Annotated in this window: 18 protein-coding genes; 11 read left to right on the forward strand and 7 right to left on the reverse strand. The window is 50.9% G+C overall.

What is annotated here, in order from left to right; translation table 11 throughout:
* The first annotated feature begins 124 nt into the window (after positions 1–124).
* The 3 genes from NMD08_RS09145 (at position 125) to NMD08_RS09155 (ending at position 3,336) form a co-directional block, all read left to right on the forward strand.
* Positions 125–1,066: a pseudouridine kinase gene (locus NMD08_RS09145; RefSeq protein WP_151219845.1), complete on the forward strand. Its 942-nt coding sequence runs from the start codon at positions 125–127 to the stop codon at positions 1,064–1,066.
* Positions 1,054–1,989, forward strand: coding sequence for a pseudouridine-5'-phosphate glycosidase (locus NMD08_RS09150; protein ID WP_187253415.1), 936 nt, complete (start codon positions 1,054–1,056; stop codon positions 1,987–1,989). The genes NMD08_RS09145 and NMD08_RS09150 overlap by 13 nt, the downstream gene beginning before the upstream one ends.
* A gap of 96 nt (positions 1,990–2,085) precedes the next feature.
* A complete protein-coding gene (locus NMD08_RS09155) occupies positions 2,086–3,336 on the forward strand; it encodes a NupC/NupG family nucleoside CNT transporter (protein ID WP_187258698.1) in 1,251 nt (416 codons plus the stop codon).
* A 46-nt stretch (positions 3,337–3,382) separates the two neighbouring features.
* Here NMD08_RS09155 and NMD08_RS09160 read toward each other — a convergent pair whose 3' ends face one another.
* From NMD08_RS09160 to NMD08_RS09170, 3 genes are all read right to left on the reverse strand, one after another.
* A complete protein-coding gene (locus NMD08_RS09160; protein WP_151219843.1) occupies positions 3,383–4,471 on the reverse strand; it encodes a sugar kinase in 1,089 nt (362 codons plus the stop codon).
* 2 nt (positions 4,472–4,473) lie between these two features.
* On the reverse strand, positions 4,474–5,331 hold the full coding sequence (gene nfo / locus NMD08_RS09165) for a deoxyribonuclease IV (protein ID WP_151224731.1): 858 nt from the start codon (positions 5,329–5,331) through the stop codon (positions 4,474–4,476).
* Between the two features lie 65 nt (positions 5,332–5,396).
* Positions 5,397–6,446, reverse strand: a complete 1,050-nt coding sequence (locus tag NMD08_RS09170) for a YeiH family protein (protein ID WP_151219841.1) — start codon at positions 6,444–6,446, stop codon at positions 5,397–5,399.
* Between the two features lie 119 nt (positions 6,447–6,565).
* Here NMD08_RS09170 and yieE point away from each other — a divergent pair, with 119 nt between their 5' ends.
* Complete coding sequence (gene yieE / locus NMD08_RS09175; protein ID WP_151219840.1) at positions 6,566–7,447, forward strand: DNA-binding transcriptional regulator YeiE; 882 nt, start codon at positions 6,566–6,568, stop codon at positions 7,445–7,447.
* Positions 7,448–7,642: 195 nt separating this feature from the next.
* A complete protein-coding gene (gene lysP, locus NMD08_RS09180; RefSeq protein WP_003027419.1) occupies positions 7,643–9,112 on the forward strand; it encodes a lysine-specific permease in 1,470 nt (489 codons plus the stop codon).
* Positions 9,113–9,175: 63 nt separating this feature from the next.
* Here lysP and NMD08_RS09185 read toward each other — a convergent pair whose 3' ends face one another.
* Together NMD08_RS09185 and fghA are read right to left on the reverse strand one after the other, a co-directional pair.
* Positions 9,176–11,161 carry a ligand-gated channel protein gene (locus tag NMD08_RS09185; protein ID WP_151219839.1) on the reverse strand — a complete coding sequence of 662 codons (1,986 nt, stop codon included), beginning with the start codon at positions 11,159–11,161 and terminating at the stop codon, positions 9,176–9,178.
* A 279-nt stretch (positions 11,162–11,440) separates the two neighbouring features.
* Positions 11,441–12,277, reverse strand: coding sequence for an S-formylglutathione hydrolase (gene fghA / locus NMD08_RS09190; protein ID WP_370620008.1), 837 nt, complete (start codon positions 12,275–12,277; stop codon positions 11,441–11,443).
* 321 nt (positions 12,278–12,598) lie between these two features.
* Here fghA and folE point away from each other — a divergent pair, with 321 nt between their 5' ends.
* The 6 genes from folE (at position 12,599) to mglC (ending at position 19,518) form a co-directional block, all read left to right on the forward strand.
* Positions 12,599–13,267: a GTP cyclohydrolase I FolE gene (gene folE / locus NMD08_RS09195; protein ID WP_003027410.1), complete on the forward strand. Its 669-nt coding sequence runs from the start codon at positions 12,599–12,601 to the stop codon at positions 13,265–13,267.
* 14 nt (positions 13,268–13,281) lie between these two features.
* Positions 13,282–14,439 (forward strand): DUF418 domain-containing protein YeiB, encoded by a 1,158-nt coding sequence (gene yeiB / locus NMD08_RS09200; RefSeq protein ID WP_370620010.1) that lies wholly within the window; start codon positions 13,282–13,284, stop codon positions 14,437–14,439.
* Between the two features lie 144 nt (positions 14,440–14,583).
* The gene (gene galS, locus NMD08_RS09205; protein ID WP_151219832.1) at positions 14,584–15,606 is read left to right on the forward strand and encodes an HTH-type transcriptional regulator GalS; all 1,023 of its coding nucleotides are present in this window, start codon (positions 14,584–14,586) and stop codon (positions 15,604–15,606) included.
* A gap of 295 nt (positions 15,607–15,901) precedes the next feature.
* A complete protein-coding gene (mglB, locus tag NMD08_RS09210; protein ID WP_003027399.1) occupies positions 15,902–16,900 on the forward strand; it encodes a galactose/glucose ABC transporter substrate-binding protein MglB in 999 nt (332 codons plus the stop codon).
* Between the two features lie 71 nt (positions 16,901–16,971).
* Positions 16,972–18,492, forward strand: a complete 1,521-nt coding sequence (gene mglA, locus NMD08_RS09215; protein WP_005129207.1) for a galactose/methyl galactoside ABC transporter ATP-binding protein MglA — start codon at positions 16,972–16,974, stop codon at positions 18,490–18,492.
* A gap of 15 nt (positions 18,493–18,507) precedes the next feature.
* On the forward strand, positions 18,508–19,518 hold the full coding sequence (gene mglC, locus NMD08_RS09220) for a galactose/methyl galactoside ABC transporter permease MglC (RefSeq protein ID WP_003027393.1): 1,011 nt from the start codon (positions 18,508–18,510) through the stop codon (positions 19,516–19,518).
* Between the two features lie 57 nt (positions 19,519–19,575).
* Here the strand turns inward: mglC and preA are convergent, their stop codons facing one another.
* Together preA and NMD08_RS09230 are read right to left on the reverse strand one after the other, a co-directional pair.
* On the reverse strand, positions 19,576–20,811 hold the full coding sequence (gene preA, locus NMD08_RS09225; RefSeq protein WP_151219831.1) for an NAD-dependent dihydropyrimidine dehydrogenase subunit PreA: 1,236 nt from the start codon (positions 20,809–20,811) through the stop codon (positions 19,576–19,578).
* Positions 20,805–22,046, reverse strand: a complete 1,242-nt coding sequence (locus NMD08_RS09230; RefSeq protein ID WP_210904564.1) for an NAD(P)-dependent oxidoreductase — start codon at positions 22,044–22,046, stop codon at positions 20,805–20,807. Before NMD08_RS09230 ends, preA begins: the two co-directional genes overlap by 7 nt.
* Positions 22,047–22,207: the final 161 nt, after the last annotated feature.

The raw sequence follows: 22,207 nt of genomic DNA on the forward strand, positions 1-22,207 counted from the left end.
GTCAAAAACACGCTTACTATGAACATGTGTTTGATGATGAACATGTGCTCTAATAACCTGATGTGTGGCGTTGGTTATTTTTAACGAACTCATTTGTGGCAAGTTAATTGCCAGGGGACGTGCTATGCGTGAAAAGGAATACATCGTAACGATTGGCTCAGCCAATATGGATGTTGCTGGGTATTCGCATGCTTCACTAAATTATGCGGATTCTAACCCAGGTAAAATTAAATTCACCCCCGGCGGCGTAGGACGCAATATTGCTCATAATCTCGCGCTGCTGGGTAAAAATTCGTGGTTGCTAACAGCGGTTGGTAACGATTTTTATGGTCAATCATTGTTGGCACAAACCAATCAATCTGGAGTACATGTTGATAAGTGTCTTATCGTTCCCGGAGAAAATACATCAAGTTATTTATCGTTGCTTGATAACACCGGTGAAATGTTAGTTGCTATTAATGATATGAGTATTACAGAACATATTTCAGCAGAATTTTTATCGCAGCATTTTGATTTTATTCGGCAGGCAAAAGTCATTATCGCCGATTGCAATATCAATGAAGACGCTCTGGCATGGGTACTGGAAAATGCCGGAGATGTTCCGGTGTTTGTTGACCCGGTATCGGCCTGGAAGTGTGTGAAAATTCGCAGGCGTCTTGCAAAAATTCACACCCTCAAACCAAATCGCCTTGAAGCCGAAACGCTTAGCGGTATTGCGCTTTCCGGGCGCGATGACGTTGGAAAAGTCGCTGCGTGGTTTCATGATCGTGGCTTAAACCGGCTGGTGCTTAGCATGGGGGGCGACGGTGTTTATTACAGCGATATTACGGGGAGTTGCGGTTGGTCGCTCCCCATTAAAACTCGCGTCATTAATGTTACAGGGGCTGGCGATGCGATGATGGCTGGACTGGCTTCCTGCTGGGTAGATGGTATGCCCTTTATTGATTCGGTCCGATTTGCGCAGGCGTGTTCATCAATGGCATTAGCCTGTGAATATACCAATAACCCTGATTTGTCTGTTGCGAATGTTAGCTTAATAGTGGAGAACACAGAATGTCTGAATTAACTCTTTCCTCTGAATTATTACAAATATCACCAGAAGTTCAGCAAGCATTAAACAGTAAAAAACCGATTGTTGCGCTTGAATCAACCATTATTTCTCATGGTATGCCATTTCCGCAGAATGCTCAGACAGCGATTGAAGTAGAAGAAACTATTCGTAAGCACGGCGCTGTTCCTGCGACCATTGCCATTATCGGCGGAATAATGAAAGTAGGTTTAAGTAAAGATGAAATTGAGTTGCTTGGACGAGAAGGACATAATGTTACTAAAGTCAGCCGTCGTGATTTGCCATTTGTGGTCGCGGCAGGGAAAAATGGTGCCACCACCGTTGCCTCTACGATGATTATTGCCGCGTTGGCCGGAATTAAAGTATTTGCGACCGGGGGAATTGGCGGCGTTCATCGTGGTGCTGAACATACGTTTGATATTTCCGCAGATCTACAGGAACTGGCACATACCAATGTCACGGTAATTTGTGCCGGGGCGAAATCTATTTTGGATCTCGGTTTAACGACTGAATATTTAGAAACCTTTGGCGTACCGTTAATTGGTTATCAGACAACATCGCTCCCGGCATTTTTCTGTCGTACCAGTCCTTTTGAAGTCAGTATCCGTCTGGACAGCGCGAAAGAGATTGCCCGCGCCATGGCGGTGAAATGGCAAACGGGTCTCAATGGAGGCCTGGTTGTCGCCAATCCAATCCCGGAGCAGTTTGCTATGGCCGAAGAGAAAATTAATGCGGCTATCGATCGGGCGGTAAAAGAAGCGGAAGAGCAGGGCGTCGTGGGTAAAGAAAGTACGCCGTTCCTGTTGGCGCGAGTTGCGGAGCTGACCGGCGGCGACAGTCTGAAATCAAATATTCAGCTGGTGTTCAACAACGCAGTGCTGGCCTGTGAAATTGCGAAGGAGTATCAACGCCTCGCCTGACAGAATTTCCCGGGCAGAATGCGGTCGCCCGCGAATATCAAACCTACCAAAACCTGGCGATAACGCTGGGTTTCCTGGCATGAAGGGAATTTCATTATGGATATAATGAGAAGTGTTGTGGGTATGGTGGTATTACTGGCCATCGCGTTTCTGCTGTCAGTAAATAAAAAACGTATTAGTCTGCGCACTGTTGGGGCTGCGCTGGTACTGCAAATAGCCATCGGCGGCATTATGCTCTATTTCCCGCCGGGAAAATGGCTGGTTGAACAGGCCGCGCTCGGCGTGCACAAGGTGATGTCATATAGTGATGCAGGTAGCGCATTTATCTTCGGCTCTCTGGTTGGGCCAAAAATGGATGTGCTGTTTGACGGGGCCGGGTTTATTTTCGCCTTCCGGGTGCTCCCGGCCATCATTTTTGTGACCGCACTCATCAGTCTGCTCTACTACATTGGCGTGATGGGGCTGTTGATCCGCATCCTCGGCGGTATTTTCCAGAAGGCGCTGAATATCAGTAAGATCGAGTCATTTGTCGCCGTAACCACGATTTTCCTCGGGCAAAACGAGATCCCGGCAATCGTGAAACCGTTTATTGATCGCCTGAATCGCAATGAGTTGTTTACCGCTATCTGTAGCGGGATGGCCTCGATTGCTGGCTCAATGATGATTGGTTACGCCGGAATGGGCGTCCCGATTGATTATTTGTTGGCGGCATCCTTGATGGCAATCCCTGGCGGTATTTTGTTCGCGCGTATGCTGAGTCCGGCAACGGAAGAATCTCGCGTCACCTTTGAAAACCTGTCATTTACTGAAACACCACCGAAAAGCATCATCGAGGCGGCGGCGAGTGGGGCGATGACCGGGCTGAAGATCGCCGCAGGTGTGGCGACAGTAGTTATGGCATTTGTCGCCATTATCGCGCTGATTAACGGTATTATCGGCGGAATTGGTGGTTGGTTTGGTTATGGGCATGCCACTCTGGAAGGGATCTTTGGCTATGTGTTAGCCCCGCTGGCATGGATTATGGGCGTGGACTGGAGTGATGCAACGCTGGCAGGTAGCTTGATTGGACAGAAGCTGGCGATCAACGAATTTGTCGCTTATCTCAACTTCTCGCCGTATCTGCAAACGGGCGGGACGCTGGACGTGAAGACCATCGCGATTATCTCGTTTGCGCTGTGTGGTTTCGCGAACTTCGGTTCGATTGGCGTCGTGGTCGGGGCATTTTCGGCGATTGCGCCACAGCGTGCACCGGAAATCGCGCAGCTTGGAATGCGTGCGCTGGCAGCAGCAACGCTGTCGAACCTGATGAGCGCCACTATCGCCGGTTTCTTTATCGGACTGGCATAAAATAAAGTTTGTAGGCCGGATAAGCGTAGCGCTATCCGGCAGACATTCAAGCTGTTTGCAGCAAATACAGAGCGTTATCCGCAGAGAGCGTTGGGTTGTTGATACTGACGCTGGCCCGCGATAATGCCGCGCAGGCCATGGCAAAGCGCGCGCTTTCACGAAACTCACTGCCTTCCAGAAAGCTGTACAGTAATCCCGCCATAAAAGCGTCATCGGCACCAAAACTGTCTACCACCGTATGCTCAGGCGGCGTCAATAAAAACTGTTCGCCGTCCTTTTCGCTGCAAAAAACGGATTCATCTTCCAGGCAGACAAAAATGCGTTTTACCCCTTGCTGATGCAGGCTATTGACGGCCTGTACGCGATCCGCATCAGTATGAATAGGTTGGCCCCATAAAATCGCAAGCTCTTTCTGCGTGGGTTTAAGCGTATGAATACGCGTAAACCAGGTCTTCATTTTTGCCGCTTTGAACTCTGAAACGGTGTCAATAAATACCGGAATGTCATCGGCAATAGTAAAGACCCACTCAATGGCTTCGGCGGTCAGATTGCAATCGGCCAGTACGACACCGGAATGGCGGATCAAATCTCGCGAACTGTTCAGCAACTGCGGCGTCAATTGTTGCAGGATATGGGTATCGTTAATGGCCAGGACGGTCTCTTCCCGCTGATTAGCGATCGACAGGTAGGTTGAGGTATTGTGTCCATGCAGACGAATGCAGCTGGAAACGTTAACACCAGCCTGACGCGTTTGTTCCAGCAATGTTTCGCCATAGAAGTCACTGCCAACAGCGGAAATTAAATGTACGTCGCGCCCCAGCAGCGCCAGGTTGTGGGCGATGTTACGTCCTACACCGCCCGCTGAGCAATGAATGCTACCAGGGTTAGAGGCTGCCTGAGGATAATGGATGTCTGCAACACCCCGGATATCCATGTTGATAGCCCCTACAACCACGCAATAATCCTGTTCGGTAAGGATATAACCTTTACCTTTGATCATGCCTTTACGCATTAAATCCATAATATGCGCAGCGACGCGTGAACGGCTGATCTGCAAAATATCGGCGATTTCATTCTGCTGAATCAACGGATTGCGGCGCAGGATCTTAAGGATCTGCTTTTCCCTGTCGTTCATGATTAGGCCACCGCTTTTTCTGTTTGCTGGGCTTTCAGCCAGGCAATCTCTTCTGCCCAGATATCTGGATTAATGGTTTCCAGCACCAGCGGAATGCCGTCAAAACGATTGTCCTGCATAATCCATCGGAATGCGTCGTGGCCAATATTGCCTTCACCCAAGCTGTGGTGACGGTCAACGCGGCTGCCAAACGTGCTCTTTGCGTCGTTCAGGTGCATACCGCGCAGATATTTGAAGCCGACAATACGTTCGAATTCCGCAAACGTCTTTTCGCATTCCTCAACGGAACGCAAATCGTAACCGGCCGCGAAGGCGTGGCAGGTATCAATACAGACGCCGACACGGGATTTATCTTCTACGCCGTCGATAATGGCGGCCAGGTGCTCAAACTTAAAGCCAAGGTTGCTGCCCTGTCCGGCGGTATTTTCAATTACCGCTGTAACGCCCTGGGTCTGGGCGAGGGCGATGTTGATGGATTCGGCAATGCGCGCCAGACATTCATCTTCCGGGATCTGCATCAAATGGCTGCCCGGGTGAAAGTTCAACAGGGATAGGCCAAGCTGTTCGCAGCGCTGCATTTCATCGATAAACGCCTCGCGTGATTTTTCCAGCGCATCGCTGACCGGATGCCCGAGATTTATCAGGTAGCTGTCGTGAGGCAGGATTTGCGCGGAAGTATAGTGATACTTCTCGCAGGCAGATTTGAAACCATCAATGATTTCGGTGGTCAGCGGCGCGGCACGCCACTGACGCTGATTCTTGGTGAACAGGGCGAATGCGGTCGCTTCGATTTCTGCGGCTCGAATAGCGGCGTTAGCCAGACCGCCAGCGGCGCTTACGTGCGCTCCAATATATTTCATAAATTAAACCCGCCATACTCAAAAGGGGAGAGTATAGCGGGTTAATGGGGGGGAGTCGTGCTCGTTTATGCCATCAGTGCGTGGATAGCGAGGTTAATCGCGCCACCGCCCACAATCAGCCAGACAAACAGCAGCAGGGCCATCAGTAATGGTTTAGCGCCGGCTTTTTTCAGGGCGCTAACGTGAGTGGTCAGCCCCAGTGCAGCCATCGCCATTGCCAGCAAAATGGTATCCAGTGTTACCAGCATATTCACTACCGACTGCGGCAGAAAGTGGAACGAGTTAAAAATCGCGACCACAATGAACAGGATGGCAAACCACGGAATGGTGATTTTGCTCTTCTCACCACCGGTGGCCGGAGAAAGCTGTTTAACGCGAGCGGCCAACAGGATAAGGAACGGTGCCAGCATCATGACGCGCAGCATTTTGGCAATAACCGCGGCGTTTTCCGCATCCGGGTTAATGGCGTGACCGGCAGCCACAACCTGAGCGACTTCATGCATGGTGGAACCAATGTAAATGCCGTAGGTTTCCGGGCTAAACCAGTGCGCCAGTAGCGGGTACATCGCCGGATACAGGAAGATAGCGATGGTACCGAAGATGACCACTGTGGCGACAGCGACGGTCACCTTACTGGCTTCCGCTTTCACCACCGGTTCAGTTGCCAGCACGGCGGCGGCACCACAAATGCTGCTCCCCGCGCCAATCAGCCAACTGGTATGGCGGTCCAGACCAAACACTTTCTGCCCAAGGAAGCAGGCAATCATAAAGGTACTGCTTAGCGTTAACACATCAATCACGATACCGCTGACGCCAACGTCAGCAATTTGCGCGAAGGTGAGGCGAAACCCGTAGAGGATAATCCCCAGACGCAATAAATGTTGTTTAGCAAACAGCACACCGCCGTCACAGCTTTTCCAGATGTGCGGATAGACGGTATTGCCGAGAACCATCCCCAGTAAAATTGCCAGGGTGAGGGCGCTGAACCCGGCACCTGCGACGGCGGGAATGGAGCCACCCCATAAGGCGACCCCAGTGATAACTGCACTCAGGGCGAGCCCCGGAATAAAATGCCACGCTGTACGACGATGAGTCTGCAAGGTGAGTTCTGTCATATCCTTCTCCTTTATCTGGGTAAAAGAGTACGGCGAAGTGGTTTAAAAATAAAATTGATTATATATTTATAATTAATCTCTATAAGTGGTAAGTGACGGATATCCGGTGGAAAACGACTATGCATATCACCCTGCGACAACTTGAAGTGTTTGCTGAGGTATTAAAAAGCGGCTCAACGACCCAGGCGTCTGTCATGCTGGCATTGTCGCAGTCGGCGGTGAGTGCCGCGCTTACCGATCTGGAAGGACAGCTTGGCGTACAGCTCTTTGACCGGGTGGGCAAACGACTGGTAGTCAACGAGCACGGGCGCTTGCTCTACCCACGGGCGCTGGCACTACTCGAGCAAACGACCGAAATCGAACAGCTTTTCCGCGAAGATAATGGTGCCATTCGGGTTTATGCCAGTAGCACCATTGGCAACTATATTCTGCCTGCCATGATTGCCCGCTATCGGCATGATTTCCCCGATTTGCCGCTGGAGCTTAGCGTGGGCAACAGCCAGGATGTGATCAATGCGGTACTGGATTTCCGGGTAGATATCGGGCTGATTGAAGGGCCGTGTCATAGTACGGAAATAATCTCTGAACCGTGGCTTGAAGACGAGCTGGTAGTGTTCGCGGCACCGTCGTCACCGCTGACAAAGGGACCCGTTACGCTGGAACAGCTGGCTGCTTCGCCGTGGATCCTGCGTGAACGAGGATCAGGTACGCGTGAACTGGTGGATTACCTGCTGTTGTCTCATTTACCGAGATTTCAGATGGCAATGGAGTTGGGTAACTCCGAGGCCATTAAGCATGCGGTGCGCCATGGTCTCGGGATCAGCTGTTTGTCGCGGCGGGTCATTGCCGAGCAGTTACAGGCGGGAACGCTGAGCGAAGTTCCCGTGCCGCTTCCGCATTTGGTCCGCACGCTATGGCGTGTTCATCATCGACAAAAACATATCTCCAATGCCATTACGCGCTTTTTGCACTACAGCGACCAGGTAGAGCAGGGGGAATAAGACGTTCACTGTCGTGATGACTCCTTTTTGCATAATGGCGGTTACGTTTTAACCGCCTTGCACCCTCTGTTTTCTGCTTTACTTATAATCCGCGGCCAGTCATGAAGGTCTCTTATAACAGCGCATTTGTGCCGGAAGAATGCCGTTTCGTCTGCTACAATCGCGCCTCATTTTTTGGATGGATAGCATTTTCACATGGTTTCCGAAACTAAAACCACAGAAGCGCCCACGCTACGTCGTGAACTGAAGGCGCGTCACCTGACGATGATCGCCATTGGTGGTTCCATCGGTACGGGTCTTTTCGTTGCATCTGGTGCAACCATTTCTGCGGCGGGTCCTGGCGGCGCGCTGTTTTCCTATATTCTGATTGGCCTGATGGTGTACTTCCTGATGACCAGTCTCGGTGAACTGGCTGCCTACATGCCGGTTTCCGGCTCGTTCTCCACCTACGGTCAGAACTATGTAGAAGAAGGCTTTGGTTTCGCGCTGGGGTGGAACTACTGGTACAACTGGGCAGTAACGATTGCCGTTGACCTGGTGGCCGCACAGTTGGTAATGAGCTGGTGGTTCCCGGACACGCCGGGCTGGATCTGGAGCGCGCTGTTCCTCGGCGTTATTTTCCTGCTGAACTACATTTCCGTTCGCGGATTCGGTGAGGCGGAATACTGGTTCTCACTGATCAAAGTGACCACCGTCATTATCTTCATCGTGGTTGGCGTGATGATGATTTTCGGTATCTTCAAAGGCGCTCAGCCAGTGGGCTGGAGCAACTGGACGACCGGTGATGCACCGTTTGCCGGTGGTTTTGCTGCGATGATTGGCGTGGCGATGATCGTTGGCTTCTCCTTCCAGGGAACTGAGCTGATCGGTATCGCGGCAGGCGAATCTGAAGATCCTGAGAAGAATATCCCTCGTGCGGTCCGTCAGGTGTTCTGGCGAATCCTGCTGTTCTATGTGTTCGCGATTTTGATTATCAGCCTGATCATTCCGTACACCGATCCGAGCCTGCTGCGTAACGATGTGAAAGACATCAGCGTTAGCCCGTTCACGCTGGTATTCCAGCATGCGGGTCTGCTGTCTGCGGCGGCGGTGATGAACGCAGTTATCCTGACGGCAGTGCTATCTGCGGGTAACTCCGGGATGTATGCCTCCACGCGTATGCTTTACACCCTGGCATGTGACGGCAAAGCGCCACGTATTTTCGGCAAACTGTCTCGTGGCGGTGTACCGCGTAACGCGCTGTATGCGACCACCGTGGTGGCGGGGCTGTGCTTCCTGACCTCGATGTTTGGCAACCAGACCGTATACCTGTGGTTGCTGAATACCTCCGGGATGACGGGCTTTATCGCCTGGCTGGGGATCGCCATTAGCCACTATCGCTTCCGTCGCGGTTATGTGCTGCAAGGTCATGATGTGAAAGATCTGCCGTATCGTTCTGGCTTCTTCCCGCTGGGGCCGATCTTCGCCTTTGTGCTGTGCCTGATTATTACCCTCGGTCAGAACTACGAAGCGTTCCTGAAAGACAGCATTGACTGGGGCGGCGTGATGGCTACCTATATCGGTATCCCACTGTTCCTGATTATCTGGTTTGGCTATAAGCTGACGAAAGGAACCCATTTTGTTCGCTATAGCGAAATGAAATTCCCGGGCCGCGTGAAGAAATAACAGTATAAAAAGCATAACAAAACCCCGGCATGGTGAGTGCCGGGGTTTTTTATTGCGCCAGACTTAGAAGCTGTAAGTCAGGCCAACCGTGTAACGACGACCATCGAGGACGGTGTCGTAGGTATCGTAATCGATTTGCTTATCCAGCACGTTATACACGCCGGCAGTCATCAACAGATCCTTGGTGGCATAGTAGCGTAAACCCACATCGACCTGGGTATAGGACGGCGTGCCCTGCGCCATAGAAGTACGGCTCAGGTATTCAGACGTTTTCCCGCGCAGATTCAGGCGGCTCCAGAAACCGAGATCCTGCGTGGCCTGCCAGTCCAGCGTGGTGTTGAACATATGCTTTGGCATTTTGTTCAATGGCTGGCCGGAGAACTGACCGCTTTTCTGCTCAGATTCCGTGTAGGTGTAGTTCGCCGTCCAGTTGACGTCGGAGGTTATTTTCCAGCCGAAGGTGGATTCTACGCCGCGCATATTAGCTTTATCGACGTTAACGCGATCGCTGACGAAGTCATAAGTGGTATTGCCGATAGTACAGGCCGGGTCGGAACTGCTGTTACAGCGACGCACCTCGGTGATTTTGTTTTTGAAGTCGGTATTGAACAGGGTGACGCCTGCGTTGAGGTTGTCGCCGTTATCCCACAGTAAGCCGATTTCTTCGCTGAGGCTTTTCTCCGGCTTCAGGTCTGGATTGCCGACAATGATTCCGTTCAGACGTCCGCCGCCGGTGACCTGTCCCCAGTTTGCTGATGACTGGCGCAGGTCTGGCGCACGGTAGCCCGCCGAAACGCCGCCTTTTAAGGTCCATTGATCGCTCAGATGCCATACGCCATAGCCGCGCGGCGTCCAGTTGTCACCGTAGTTTTCATCTTTATCCATACGCAGACCACCGGTCAACGTAAAGGTATCGGTAACGGCCCATTCATCTTCAGCAAACAACGCCCAGCTCCAGCGGGTCAGTTTGTTCAGCCCATCAGCAGCTTGTAGCTGATTCCCGTTATCACGCAATTTCTCATAACGGTATTGCCCGCCTAACGTCAGGGTGTGCGCCCCGAGGAAGACCTGATTCTGGTTATTGAAAATCGTGTTGTAAGACTTCATCTGGCGACCCGGGTTTTCGCTCTCTTCCTGCTGGACATAGCTGGTGGAGTTGAAGTCGTCGTAATAACCACTGTGAGTTAAGGAATAGGTCGTGTGTACATACTTGCTTTCGCTTTTACTGTTGGGCTTACAGCTTCCGTTGCGGCAGTTTTCCTCAGCCATAGATTTGCCCGGCGTACTGTCGCGGTCTTGCAATTCACGAGCGTAATCGAAGTCGACGTCATTTTTATCATCTGGCGTAAAGTTCAGGGTTAACCCTCCGTTACGCATACGCTGTTCATTGTAGCCATTGAGGATTTTATCTTCCGCCCGATGGGAGAATAACCCGGTCACCTTCGCACCAAGTAATCCGTCAATCAGTGGCCCGGACGCATAGGCGTTGGTCTGGTAAATATCGCCGGAGTCTCTGTCCTCCTGGAACGTGGCGTCGCCGTGCAGAGAGCCGGTCCAGGCTTTGGTATTCGAGACTTTCTTGGTGATGACGTTAATGACGCCGCCCATCGCATCGGAACCATACAGGGACGACATCGGGCCACGGATGACTTCAATACGCTCGATGGATTCCAGCGGCGGCAGCCAACCTTGCTCAATACCTGAATTGTCGCTGTTCGGGCGTGTGCCGCGGGTGCTGATGCGTTTACCGTTGACCAGGAAGAGCGTGTATTGCGAAGCCATACCGCGAATACTGATGTCGCTGCTGCTCCCCCCGCCGGTGACGACGACGCCAGGGACATCTTTTAGCGCATCGGTGACATCGCGATAGGCTTTATCTTCGATCTGCTGCTTGGTAATAACAGATATCGACGCCGGAGCATCCTGTATTTTCTGCTCAAAGCCGGTAGCGGTTACTACCACGGTGTCTTGTTCTGCGGCATGGCCGAGTGATGGGAGACTGGCGACGCATACTGCGGCAGCTACAGCCTTAACGTGAGGTATAGTCATTTGTATCATTCCATTTAAATGAATCAAACTGCGCGTCATGTGAAAGGCCATGACAATTGTATGTATTTGTCTTTTAAGGACTCTTTTCAGTAAAGAAGCGGGGTGATTGTACAAAATCATTAATATTTGTAAACACAAATGATAATAGAAATCATTTGTGTTTAATGTGATTTTCAGGAAAAAGTTCTTCTGTTCAATGAGATAGCGATGAAATAAAAAGGAGAGAAAGTGAAGGAATGATGGAGAAATGAAGAGGGCTGTGCCGCCCTCAATCAGGCGTTACTTCAGCAAATACTGGGCGTGGAATCGCAGGTGATCCTCGATAAACGACGCAATAAAGTAATAGCTGTGATCGTAACCCGGCTGGATGCGTAAGGTCATTGGCCATGCGGTCTGACGTGCTGTTTCGGCCAGTACCGCGGGCTGCAACTGATCGGCAAGAAACTGATCGCTATCACCCTGATCAATCAGCGTTGGAATCGCATCTGCGGGCTTGCTGGCCAACATTAACGCGCAGCTATCCCATTCGGCCCACAGCGATTTATCTTCACCCAGATAAGCACTGAAGGCTTTCTCGCCCCAGGGAACGCGGCAAGGATTTACGATCGGCGCAAAGGCGGAAACACTGGTGTATTTCCCGGGATTTTTCAGCGCCATAATTAATGCGCCGTGACCGCCCATAGAATGCCCGCTGATCGCGCAGCGATCGCTGACGTTAAACTGCGATTGGATCAGGGCCGGAAGCTCATCACGCAGATAGTCATACATGCGAAAATGGCTTGCCCACGGCTGCTGGGTGGCATTAAGGTAAAAACCGGCTCCCTGACCTAAATCGTAACCCTCATCGTTGGCAACCTGCTCGCCACGCGGGCTGGTGTCCGGCATCACCAGGACTATACCCAGCTCAGCCGCGATGCGTTGCGCCCCGGCTTTCGTCGTGAAGTTTTCATCATTGCAGGTCAAACCTGACAGCCAGTACAGCACCGGAGGCGGGGCGTTATCGCGGGGTGGGGGAAGAAAAATACTGAAGGTCATAGCGCAATTTAGCGTGGCGGAGTCGTGACGCCAGCGTTGCTGCCAACCTTCAAAACAGCGGTGCTCTTCAAGCATTTCCATGCGTGGCTCCTTGTTGTGTTGAACCTGAATGTGTTTGCGAACTCACCATAATACAGATTATTCATTGCACCGTGAGTAACTTTCACTTCCGCATTGAGCAAACATACTTCATCATCTATATAACTTTACATTAACACTCGATATCACCGGGCTAAACAGTAAGTGAAATTGCTACGCTGAAAGGCTGTGCCAATTTCAATAATTATCGCGGTGAATACTGGATTATGTGCGCCGCCTCACGCACAATGTTCTGGCTGTGACACAGCCTAAAAACTTTGCCCCATGCAGGGCAGAGGCGCCCCACCTGCAGGAGAAGAAGAAATGTCATCACTCAGTAAAGAAGCGGCCCTGGTTCATGAAGCGCTGGTGGCGCGTGGTCTTGAAACACCACTACGCCCGCCCGTGCAAGAGATGGATAACGAAACGCGCAAACGTCTGATCTCAGGTCATATGACCGAGATTATGCAATTGCTCAACCTTGATTTGAGCGATGACAGTTTGATGGAAACTCCGCATCGCATTGCGAAAATGTATGTTGATGAGATTTTCTCCGGCCTCGATTACGCCAACTTCCCGAAAATCACCGTCATTGAAAACAAAATGAAGGTGGATGAGATGGTCACGGTCCGCGATATCACGCTGACCAGCACCTGCGAACACCACTTTGTCACTATCGATGGCAAGGCTACAGTGGCGTACATCCCGAAAGATTCGGTCATTGGTCTGTCGAAGATTAACCGCATTGTGCAGTTCTTCGCTCAGCGTCCGCAGGTACAGGAACGCCTGACTCAGCAAATTCTCACCGCGCTGCAAACGCTGCTCGGGACGAACAATGTAGCAGTGTCGATTGATGCGGTACATTACTGTGTGAAAGCGCGCGGCATTCGTGATGCGACCAGCGCGACCACGACCACGTCTCTTGGCGGATTGTTTAAGTCCAGCCAGAACACGCGTCAGGAATTCCTGCGCGCAGTACGCCACCACAACTGATCGGGGCAGGGACCATGGAGCGTAATGTCACGCTGGATTTTATTCGTGGCGTCGCCATCCTGGGTATCCTGCTTCTCAATATTAGCGCCTTTGGCCTGCCAAAGGCGGCATACCTCAATCCCGCGTGGTATGGCAACATCACCTTATCCGACGCCTGGACCTGGGCGCTGCTTGATCTCTTTGCGCAGGTAAAATTCCTCACGCTTTTTGCGCTGCTGTTCGGTGCTGGTCTGCAAATGCTGCTCCCACGCGGTAAACGCTGGATCCAGTCGCGGCTTACGCTGCTGGTGCTATTGGGTTTTATTCACGGTTTACTCTTCTGGGATGGCGATATTCTGCTGGCATATGGCTTAATCGGCCTGATTTGTTGGCGGTTGATCCGTGATGCGCCGTCGGTAAAAAGTTTATTTAATACCGGCGTGCTGCTTTATCTGGTGGGCGTTGGCGTACTGCTGCTGCTGGGCGTGATCTCCGGGAGTGAGACCAGTCGCGCCTGGACACCGGATGCTTCAGCGTTGCTGTATGAAAAATACTGGAAGGTGAACGGCGGAATGGAAGCAGCCAGCAATCGCGTGGATATGATGTCCAATAGCTTGCTGGCGTTGGGTGCGCAGTACGGCTGGCAACTGGCGGGGATGATGCTGCTCGGCGCAGCATTAATGCGCAGCGGCTGGCTAAAAGGACAGTATAGTTTGCAGCACTATAGACGTACCGGCGTGCTGCTGATCATTACAGGGATGGCGATTAACCTGCCTGCTATCATCGCTCAGTGGCAACTGGACTGGGCCTACCGCTGGTGTGCTTTCCTGTTACAAGCCCCGCGAGAGCTGGGCGCGCCGTTGCAGACCCTTGGTTATGCAGCGCTGATGTTCGGTTTCTGGCCGCAGCTTAGCCGCTTAAAATGGGTCATTGCCATCGCCTGCGTGGGGCGCATGGCGCTAACCAACTATCTGTTACAGACCTTAATCTGTACCACGCTGTTTTACCAGGCGGGCTTGTTTATGAAATTCGGCCGGCTGGAGCTGCTGTATTTCGTCATTCCGGTCTGGGCCGTAAATCTGCTGTTCTCCGTCATATGGCTACGTTTTTACCGGCAGGGCCCGGTGGAGTGGTTGTGGCGCCAATTAACTCTGCGTGCGGCGGGGACGTCATTGCCTCGTACATCCAGATAACGATCTGGATCACATTCGTTAACAAAATGGATGTAAGCGCTTTCATTCCTGTGACCTCACTCACGCAGCCCATTTCATTGTGCTGACAAAATATCCAGCCTGGGGTGTCTGCGGTTAACCGCAATCTAAAACAGGGCAGTGAATATGGTAACCATCCGTGATGTGGCACGGCAGTCTGGCGTTTCGGTCGCGACCGTTTCCCGCGTACTGAATAACAGCGCGCTGGTGAGTCCCGATACGCGTGAAGCGGTAATGAAGGCGGTCACTCAGTTGGGCTATCGACCAAATGCCAACGCGCAAGCGCTGGCGACGCAGGTGAGCGACACAATTGGCGTTGTGGTCATGGATGTTTCAGACGCATTTTTTGGCGCGCTGGTAAAAGCCGTGGATATGGTTGCCCAACAGCATCAGAAGTACGTCCTGATTGGCAACAGCTACCATGAGGCTGAAAAAGAACGCCACGCCATTGAAGTGTTGATTCGTCAACGCTGTAACGCACTGATTGTTCACTCTAAAGCACTGAGCGATCGGGAGCTGGCTGAGTTTATGGATCAGATCCCTGGCATGGTGCTGATCAACCGCCTGGTGCCGGGTTACGCCCATCGTTGCGTCTGCCTGGATAACATCAGCGGTGCCAAAATGGCGACCCGCATGTTGCTTAATAATGGTCATCAACGCATCGGGTATCTGGCATCAAGCCACCGCATTGAAGATGATGCCATGCGTAAAGAGGGATGGTTAAGCGCCCTGAATGAGCAGGGGATAGTGGCGGCAGAAAGCTGGGTCGGCACCGGTTCGCCCGATATGCAGGGCGGAGAATCTGCGATGGTGGAACTGCTGGGGCGCAATTTACAACTAACGGCGGTGTTCGCCTACAACGACAATATGGCTGCCGGCGCGCTGACCGCGCTAAAAGATAACGGTATTGCTATTCCATTACACCTTTCAATCATTGGCTTCGATGATATTCCCATCGCACGTTACACCGATCCGCAACTGACCACCGTGCGTTATCCCATTGCCTCAATGGCAAAAATGGCGACGGAGCTCGCGTTACAAGGGGCGGCAGGTACGTTAGATCCGCAGGCGACGCATTGCTTTATGCCGACGCTGGTACGTCGCCATTCAGTGGCGCTGCGGCAGAATGCGGCATCGATCACTAACTAATAACTCAGCGCGATGTAACCGCTTTCAATATGTGAGTAAATTCACAGTATATTAACAATGCGATAGCTATGATGACACTGTTTGTTGCGCTGTAACTACTATGTAACGGTGAATAATCACTTTCATCGAGGTATAGCTGCCTTAAACAACTAATAAAGCCTGTTTTTGGAGCGTTGCCAGACACGGAAGAAATATTTTTAAAAGTGAGCTTCGGCGTTCAGTAACACTTCAGTAACGTTCTGCCTGCCGAGCATTTATCTCAAGTACTACCCTGCATATTAAAACCGGAGATACCATGAATAAGAAGGTGTTGACCCTGTCTGCTGTAATGGCAAGCATGTTATTCGGCGCGGCTGCGCACGCTGCTGATACCCGCATTGGTGTGACTATCTATAAGTATGACGATAACTTTATGTCAGTAGTACGTAAGGCTATTGAAAAAGATGCCAAAGCGGCGCCAGATGTACAGTTGCTGATGAACGACTCGCAGAACGACCAGTCCAAACAAAACGATCAGATCGACGTGCTGCTGGCAAAAGGCGTTAAAGCACTGGCGATTAACCTGGTTGACCCGGCAGCGGCAGGCACGGTCATTGAAAAAGCACGCGGGCAGAACGTACCGATCGTGTTCTTCAACAAAGAACCTTCTCGCAAGGCGCTGGACAGCTATGACAAAGCGTATTACGTCGGTACTGACTCTAAAGAGTCCGGTATTATTCAGGGTGATTTGATTGCTAAACACTGGGCAGCTAACCCGAACTGGGACCTGAACAAAGACGGCAAAATTCAGTTTGTTCTGCTGAAAGGCGAACCGGGACACCCGGATGCTGAAGCACGTACTACTTACGTGATTAAAGAGCTGAACGACAAAGGCATTAAAACTGAGCAACTGCAGTTAGATACTGCAATGTGGGATACCGCTCAGGCGAAAGATAAGATGGATGCGTGGATGTCCGGTCCGAACGCGAACAAAATCGAAGTGGTTATCGCCAACAACGATGCGATGGCAATGGGCGCAGTTGAAGCGCTGAAGGCACATAACAAAACCAGCGTACCGGTATTTGGCGTGGATGCCCTGCCTGAAGCACTGGCGCTGGTGAAATCTGGCGCTATGGCCGGTACCGTGCTGAACGATGCTAACAACCAGGCGAAAGCTACCTTTGATCTGGCGAAAAACCTTGCTGATGGCAAAGGTGCGGCTGATGGCACCAACTGGAAAATTGAGAACAAAATTGTTCGTGTTCCGTACGTAGGTGTTGATAAAGATAATCTGGCAGAGTTTACCAATAAGTAAATACTCCGTCTGTGGGCGCAATATCATTGCGCCCTTAATAACGCACTCTGCAAGGCCAACAAGGTATAATTATGGTCAGCACACATACTCAGTCGTCAGGCGAATACTTGTTGGAAATGACCGGCATCAACAAGTCCTTCCCCGGCGTTAAGGCTCTTGATAATGTCAATTTAAAAGTCCGCCCACATTCGATCCACGCCTTAATGGGGGAGAATGGTGCGGGGAAATCCACATTATTGAAATGTCTTTTCGGCATCTATCAAAAAGATTCCGGCAGTATTTTATTTCAGGGTAAAGAAATCGATTTTCATTCTGCTAAAGAAGCGCTTGAGAATGGTATTTCGATGGTACATCAGGAATTAAACCTGGTATTACAACGTTCTGTGATGGACAACATGTGGTTGGGACGCTATCCCACCAAAGGTATGTTTGTCGATCAGGAAAAAATGTACCGTGATACCAAAGCGATATTTGATGAGCTGGATATTGATATCGATCCGCGCGCACGCGTCGGCACATTATCCGTTTCACAAATGCAGATGATTGAAATTGCGAAAGCGTTCTCCTATGACGCCAAAATCGTCATCATGGATGAACCAACGTCATCGTTAACCGAGAAAGAAGTTAATCATCTGTTCACCATCATCCGTAAGCTGAAAGAACGTGGATGCGGTATTGTTTATATTTCTCACAAAATGGAAGAAATTTTCCAACTGTGTGATGAAATCACCGTGCTGCGCGACGGCCAGTGGATTGCGACCCAGCCGCTGGAAGGGCTGGATATGGATAAGATCATCGCCATGATGGTAGGGCGTTCACTGAACCAACGTTTTCCGGACAAAGAAAACAAGCCCGGTGAAGTGATTCTGCAAGTGCGTAACCTGACCTCGCTGCGTCAGCCGTCAATTCGTGATGTCTCGTTTGATTTGCACAAAGGGGAAATTCTCGGGATTGCTGGTCTGGTCGGCGCTAAACGTACTGATATCGTTGAAACGCTGTTTGGTATTCGTGAGAAATCATCGGGTACAATTACGCTACACGGCAAAAAAATTAATAACCACAGCGCAAATGAGGCCATCAATCATGGTTTTGCGCTGGTCACGGAAGAACGCCGCTCAACCGGTATTTACGCGTACCTGGATATTGGTTTTAACTCGTTAATCTCCAATATCCAAAACTATAAAAATAAAGTCGGTCTGCTGGATAATTCCCGCATGAAGAGTGATACCCAATGGGTAATTGACTCCATGAGGGTGAAAACGCCGGGCCATCGTACACAAATCGGTTCACTGTCTGGTGGTAATCAGCAAAAGGTGGTTATTGGCCGCTGGCTATTAACGCAGCCAGAAATTCTGATGCTGGATGAACCTACACGTGGTATCGATGTCGGCGCGAAATTTGAAATTTATCAGCTGATTGCCGAACTCGCGAAAAAGGATAAGGGGATTATTATTATTTCCTCTGAAATGCCGGAGCTATTGGGTATTACCGATCGTATCCTGGTGATGAGTAATGGTCTCGTTGCCGGGATTGTTGACACTAAAACGACAACGCAAAACGAAATCCTCCGTCTTGCGTCTTTGCACCTTTAAGATTAGGGGCTCCTCATGAGTGCGTTAAATAAGAAAAGTTTTCTTACTTATCTGAAAGAAGGCGGAATTTACGTTGTTCTTTTGGTTTTGCTGGCGATTATTATTTTCCAGGATCCCACTTTCTTAAGCTTACTGAACCTGAGTAATATTCTGACGCAATCTTCGGTGCGTATTATTATCGCATTGGGTGTGGCAGGGCTGATTGTTACCCAGGGGACCGACCTGTCTGCGGGACGTCAGGTTGGCCTTGCGGCGGTCGTGGCGGCAACCTTGCTGCAGTCGATGGAGAACGCCAACAAGGTGTTCCCGGAAATGGCGACGATGCCAATTATCGTGGTGGTGCTGATTGTCTGCGTGATTGGCGCCATTATCGGTCTGGTGAACGGTATCATCATCGCTTATCTGAACGTGACGCCGTTTATTACCACCCTGGGTACGATGATTATCGTTTACGGGATCAACTCCCTGTACTACGACTTCGTCGGCGCATCGCCAATTTCTGGCTTTGACAGCGGATTCTCAACCTTTGCGCAGGGCTTTATTGCGCTGGGCAGTTTCCGACTCTCCTACATCACCTTCTACGCGCTGATTGCCGTGGCCTTTGTATGGGTGCTGTGGAATAAAACCCGCTTCGGTAAGAATATTTTTGCTATCGGCGGAAACCCGGAAGCGGCGAAAGTGTCCGGGGTAAACGTTGCGCTGAACCTGCTGATCATCTATGCGTTGTCTGGCGTGTTCTATGCGTTTGGTGGTTTGCTCGAAGCCGGGCGTATCGGTTCGGCAACCAACAACCTCGGCTTTATGTATGAGCTGGATGCGATTGCCGCGTGCGTGGTTGGCGGCGTGTCGTTCAGCGGCGGGGTAGGGACCGTGTTTGGCGTGGTGACCGGTGTGATTATCTTCACCGTTATCAACTATGGTCTGACCTACATTGGTGTGAACCCTTACTGGCAGTATATTATCAAGGGCGGCATTATTATCTTCGCGGTCGCGCTGGACTCACTGAAGTACGCGCGTAAGAAGTAATCGTATAACGCAAAAAGCCCGGCACAGCGCAATCTGTACCGGGCTTTTTTGTCAGTATTACAACGTTAACTCGTGCGCTTTCTCACCAGGTTTAAATTTCACCTCACCCAGTTCGATACAGGCTACCGGGCAAACGTGACCGCACAGCAAGCATCCGACACATTTTTCCGTGTTGCAGTGCGGCGTGCGGGTTTCATCGTTCCATTCCATCGCCTGATGCCCACCGTCGTAACAGGAGATGTAGCAGCGACCGCAGCCAACGCATTTATCCAGATGGATATCCGGATAGACGATGTAGCTACGGTCAAGTTCCTCAGCGGGGATAATATTGGCATTGGCCAGACCCACCATCTCCTCCAGTGAGTCAAACCCTTGATCGGCGAGGTAATGTGACAATCCGCTGATCATGTCCTCCACAATCCGATATCCATACTGCATGATCCCGGTGGTCACCTGCAGCGTGGCCGCGCCTAACAGTAAAAACTCGGCTGCATCTTCCCAGGTTTCAATTCCTCCGATGCCGCTAATTGGGAAATCCCGCAGTTCAGGGTGCATCCGCAGTTGTTGGATAAATCGCAGGGCGATAGGCTTAACGGCCTTGCCGGAGTAGCCGGAAATACTGGATTTGCCGTTGACGACCGGCATCCCGATTTTCCTGTTCAGGTCGATGTTAGTGATGGATTTAACCGTATTGATGGTCGCGATACCATCCGCACCTCCACGTTTTGCCGCCAGCGCCACCTCACTCATATCACCAATGTTCGGCGTCATTTTTGCCAGCATTGGCAGGGGCGATCCGCGTTTCACTGCCCGACAATATTTTTCAACCAGCTCAGGGCTTTGTCCTACATCGCTGCCCATAGCATGCGAGGTCATTTGCGGGCACGAGAAGTTACACTCGATCATGTCGGCACCGGCCTCTTCAACCAGGCGGGCCAGTTCCTGCCATTGCTGTTCATTTTCCCCCATGATCGACGCAATCAGAACCTTGTTCGGATAGTCCTGTTTCAGTCGGCGGATTGCGGCCAGATTCTCCTCCAGCGGATGCTCGGCAATTTGCTCCATGTTTTTGAAGCCAATAAAGCCGGTATCTTCTTTGCTGAGATGATCAAAGCGCGGAGAGACCTCATTCGCAATAAAGAACCCGATCGTTTTAAAAACAATACCGCCCCAGCCACTTTCATAGGCTTTGGCGCACATTTCATAGCAATTGCCCACCGGAGAGGAAGAGAGGCAGAATGGGTTGGGGAATTTGACGCCGCAAAAGGTAATAGAAAGATCTTTCGTTAACATGAGCAAGCTCCCTCTAAATAGTGATGAATGGCCTGAGCTGCTTCTTTACCGGTTTTCACGGCGTAAACAACCGTTTTATCGCCCTCAACAATATCACCAGCAGCAAACAGGACAGGATCGGTGGTTTGGTAGTTTTGCGTATCGATAAGATTGTGCTGGGGCTTTAACGCGGCAAAATTATCAAGCTGAGCGTGTTGGCCGACGGCAAGAATAATGTGCTCGGCTTCAAGCGAGAGTTCACCTGGCAAGCGTACGTGTTTAAAGGAAACCCGATTTCCGTTAACCGCCACAGGCGTGAAACCGTCAATAATCGATACCCCTAATGCCTGGGTGCTGTTGAATTCTTTGTCGCTGGCCGGGAAATCAGCCAGTTCTTCACGCGCTACACAGGTGACTGACGGACAGCCCAGCAACTTTAAGGTACTGGCGACATCCATCGCCACGTCGCCACCGCCGATGATTAATGCACTTTGCGCGACGGTAATATCGCCGCTGGCTTGCCGGGCGCGTTGCAGGAAATCGACGGCAATTTCAACGTTATTCGCTCTCTCAAACAGAGGTAACGTTGAACCGTAAGACATCCCCACGGTAACCAGTACGGCGCGATAATTCGCTTTGAGTTGCTCAACGGAAAGGGCATTGCCGACTTCGCAATTGCACGTGATGGTCACGCCCATTTCAACGATACGGGCAATTTCAAGATCCAAAACCGATTGCGGCAGACGAAACTCAGGGATGCCATAGCGCAACCAGCCACCTGGCTGAGCCTGTTTTTCGAAGATGGTGACGTCATAACCAAGATTACTTAGCGTTACGCTGGCCTGTAACCCTGCCGGGCCCGCACCGATGACGGCAACCTTGCCCAGCTTTTTTGTCGCTGGCTGATAGATTTTCATTGCCGTTTGCTGTTCAAAATCGGTAATAAAGCGCTGCAGACGTGCAATATCGATCGGTTTATCAATACCTGAACGTGTACATCCGCGCTGACATAATTTTTCGGTTGGGCAAACCCTGGCGCATACTGCACCGAGCGCATTATTTTCCCGGATAGTTTCGGCAGCGCCTTTAAAATTGCGGAAATAAATGGATCGAATAAATTTTCCGGGATCGGTTTGCGCCGGGCAATCCTGACTACAGGGGGCATCGTGACATAATAAACAGCGGGAAGCCTCTTTTATTGCTAATAATGGGGTAAAAGCAGGCGTGAGCTCATCCAGATAATTTTGTTGTGGCATATTTTATTCCTTAATGCTTGAGTAAATTAAGGCAAGCTGTTAATAACAAAATATAAAAACAGAAAGGCTATTCTTAAGGCTAAGCACTGCAGGAAGAGTATTCTGTGAAAAGATTCACAAATAGAAGATAGTTTGAGGGAAATGCTGGCGCGCAGCATTAA

It is taken from the genome of Citrobacter meridianamericanus (genome assembly GCF_041320245.1).
GTDB lineage: Bacteria > Pseudomonadota > Gammaproteobacteria > Enterobacterales > Enterobacteriaceae > Citrobacter > Citrobacter meridianamericanus.

Bases quoted from the DNA above. Each gene is read 5' to 3' on its own strand.
- galS (WP_151219832.1), top strand. From the start codon at position 14,584: ATGGTAACCATCCGTGATGTGGCACGGCAGTCTGGCGTTTCGGTCGCG.
- mglB (WP_003027399.1), top strand. From the start codon at position 15,902: ATGAATAAGAAGGTGTTGACCCTGTCTGCTGTAATGGCAAGCATGTTA.
- folE (WP_003027410.1), top strand. From the start codon at position 12,599: ATGTCATCACTCAGTAAAGAAGCGGCCCTGGTTCATGAAGCGCTGGTG.
- mglA (WP_005129207.1), top strand. From the start codon at position 16,972: ATGGTCAGCACACATACTCAGTCGTCAGGCGAATACTTGTTGGAAATG.
- lysP (WP_003027419.1), top strand. From the start codon at position 7,643: ATGGTTTCCGAAACTAAAACCACAGAAGCGCCCACGCTACGTCGTGAA.
- mglC (WP_003027393.1), top strand. From the start codon at position 18,508: ATGAGTGCGTTAAATAAGAAAAGTTTTCTTACTTATCTGAAAGAAGGC.
- NMD08_RS09150 (WP_187253415.1), top strand. From the start codon at position 1,054: ATGTCTGAATTAACTCTTTCCTCTGAATTATTACAAATATCACCAGAA.
- NMD08_RS09160 (WP_151219843.1), bottom strand. From the start codon at position 4,471: ATGAACGACAGGGAAAAGCAGATCCTTAAGATCCTGCGCCGCAATCCG.
- NMD08_RS09145 (WP_151219845.1), top strand. From the start codon at position 125: ATGCGTGAAAAGGAATACATCGTAACGATTGGCTCAGCCAATATGGAT.
- preA (WP_151219831.1), bottom strand. From the start codon at position 20,811: ATGTTAACGAAAGATCTTTCTATTACCTTTTGCGGCGTCAAATTCCCC.
- NMD08_RS09155 (WP_187258698.1), top strand. From the start codon at position 2,086: ATGGATATAATGAGAAGTGTTGTGGGTATGGTGGTATTACTGGCCATC.
- yieE (WP_151219840.1), top strand. From the start codon at position 6,566: ATGCATATCACCCTGCGACAACTTGAAGTGTTTGCTGAGGTATTAAAA.
- nfo (WP_151224731.1), bottom strand. From the start codon at position 5,331: ATGAAATATATTGGAGCGCACGTAAGCGCCGCTGGCGGTCTGGCTAAC.
- yeiB (WP_370620010.1), top strand. From the start codon at position 13,282: ATGGAGCGTAATGTCACGCTGGATTTTATTCGTGGCGTCGCCATCCTG.
- fghA (WP_370620008.1), bottom strand. From the start codon at position 12,277: ATGGAAATGCTTGAAGAGCACCGCTGTTTTGAAGGTTGGCAGCAACGC.
- NMD08_RS09170 (WP_151219841.1), bottom strand. From the start codon at position 6,446: ATGACAGAACTCACCTTGCAGACTCATCGTCGTACAGCGTGGCATTTT.
- NMD08_RS09185 (WP_151219839.1), bottom strand. From the start codon at position 11,161: ATGACTATACCTCACGTTAAGGCTGTAGCTGCCGCAGTATGCGTCGCC.
- NMD08_RS09230 (WP_210904564.1), bottom strand. From the start codon at position 22,046: ATGCCACAACAAAATTATCTGGATGAGCTCACGCCTGCTTTTACCCCA.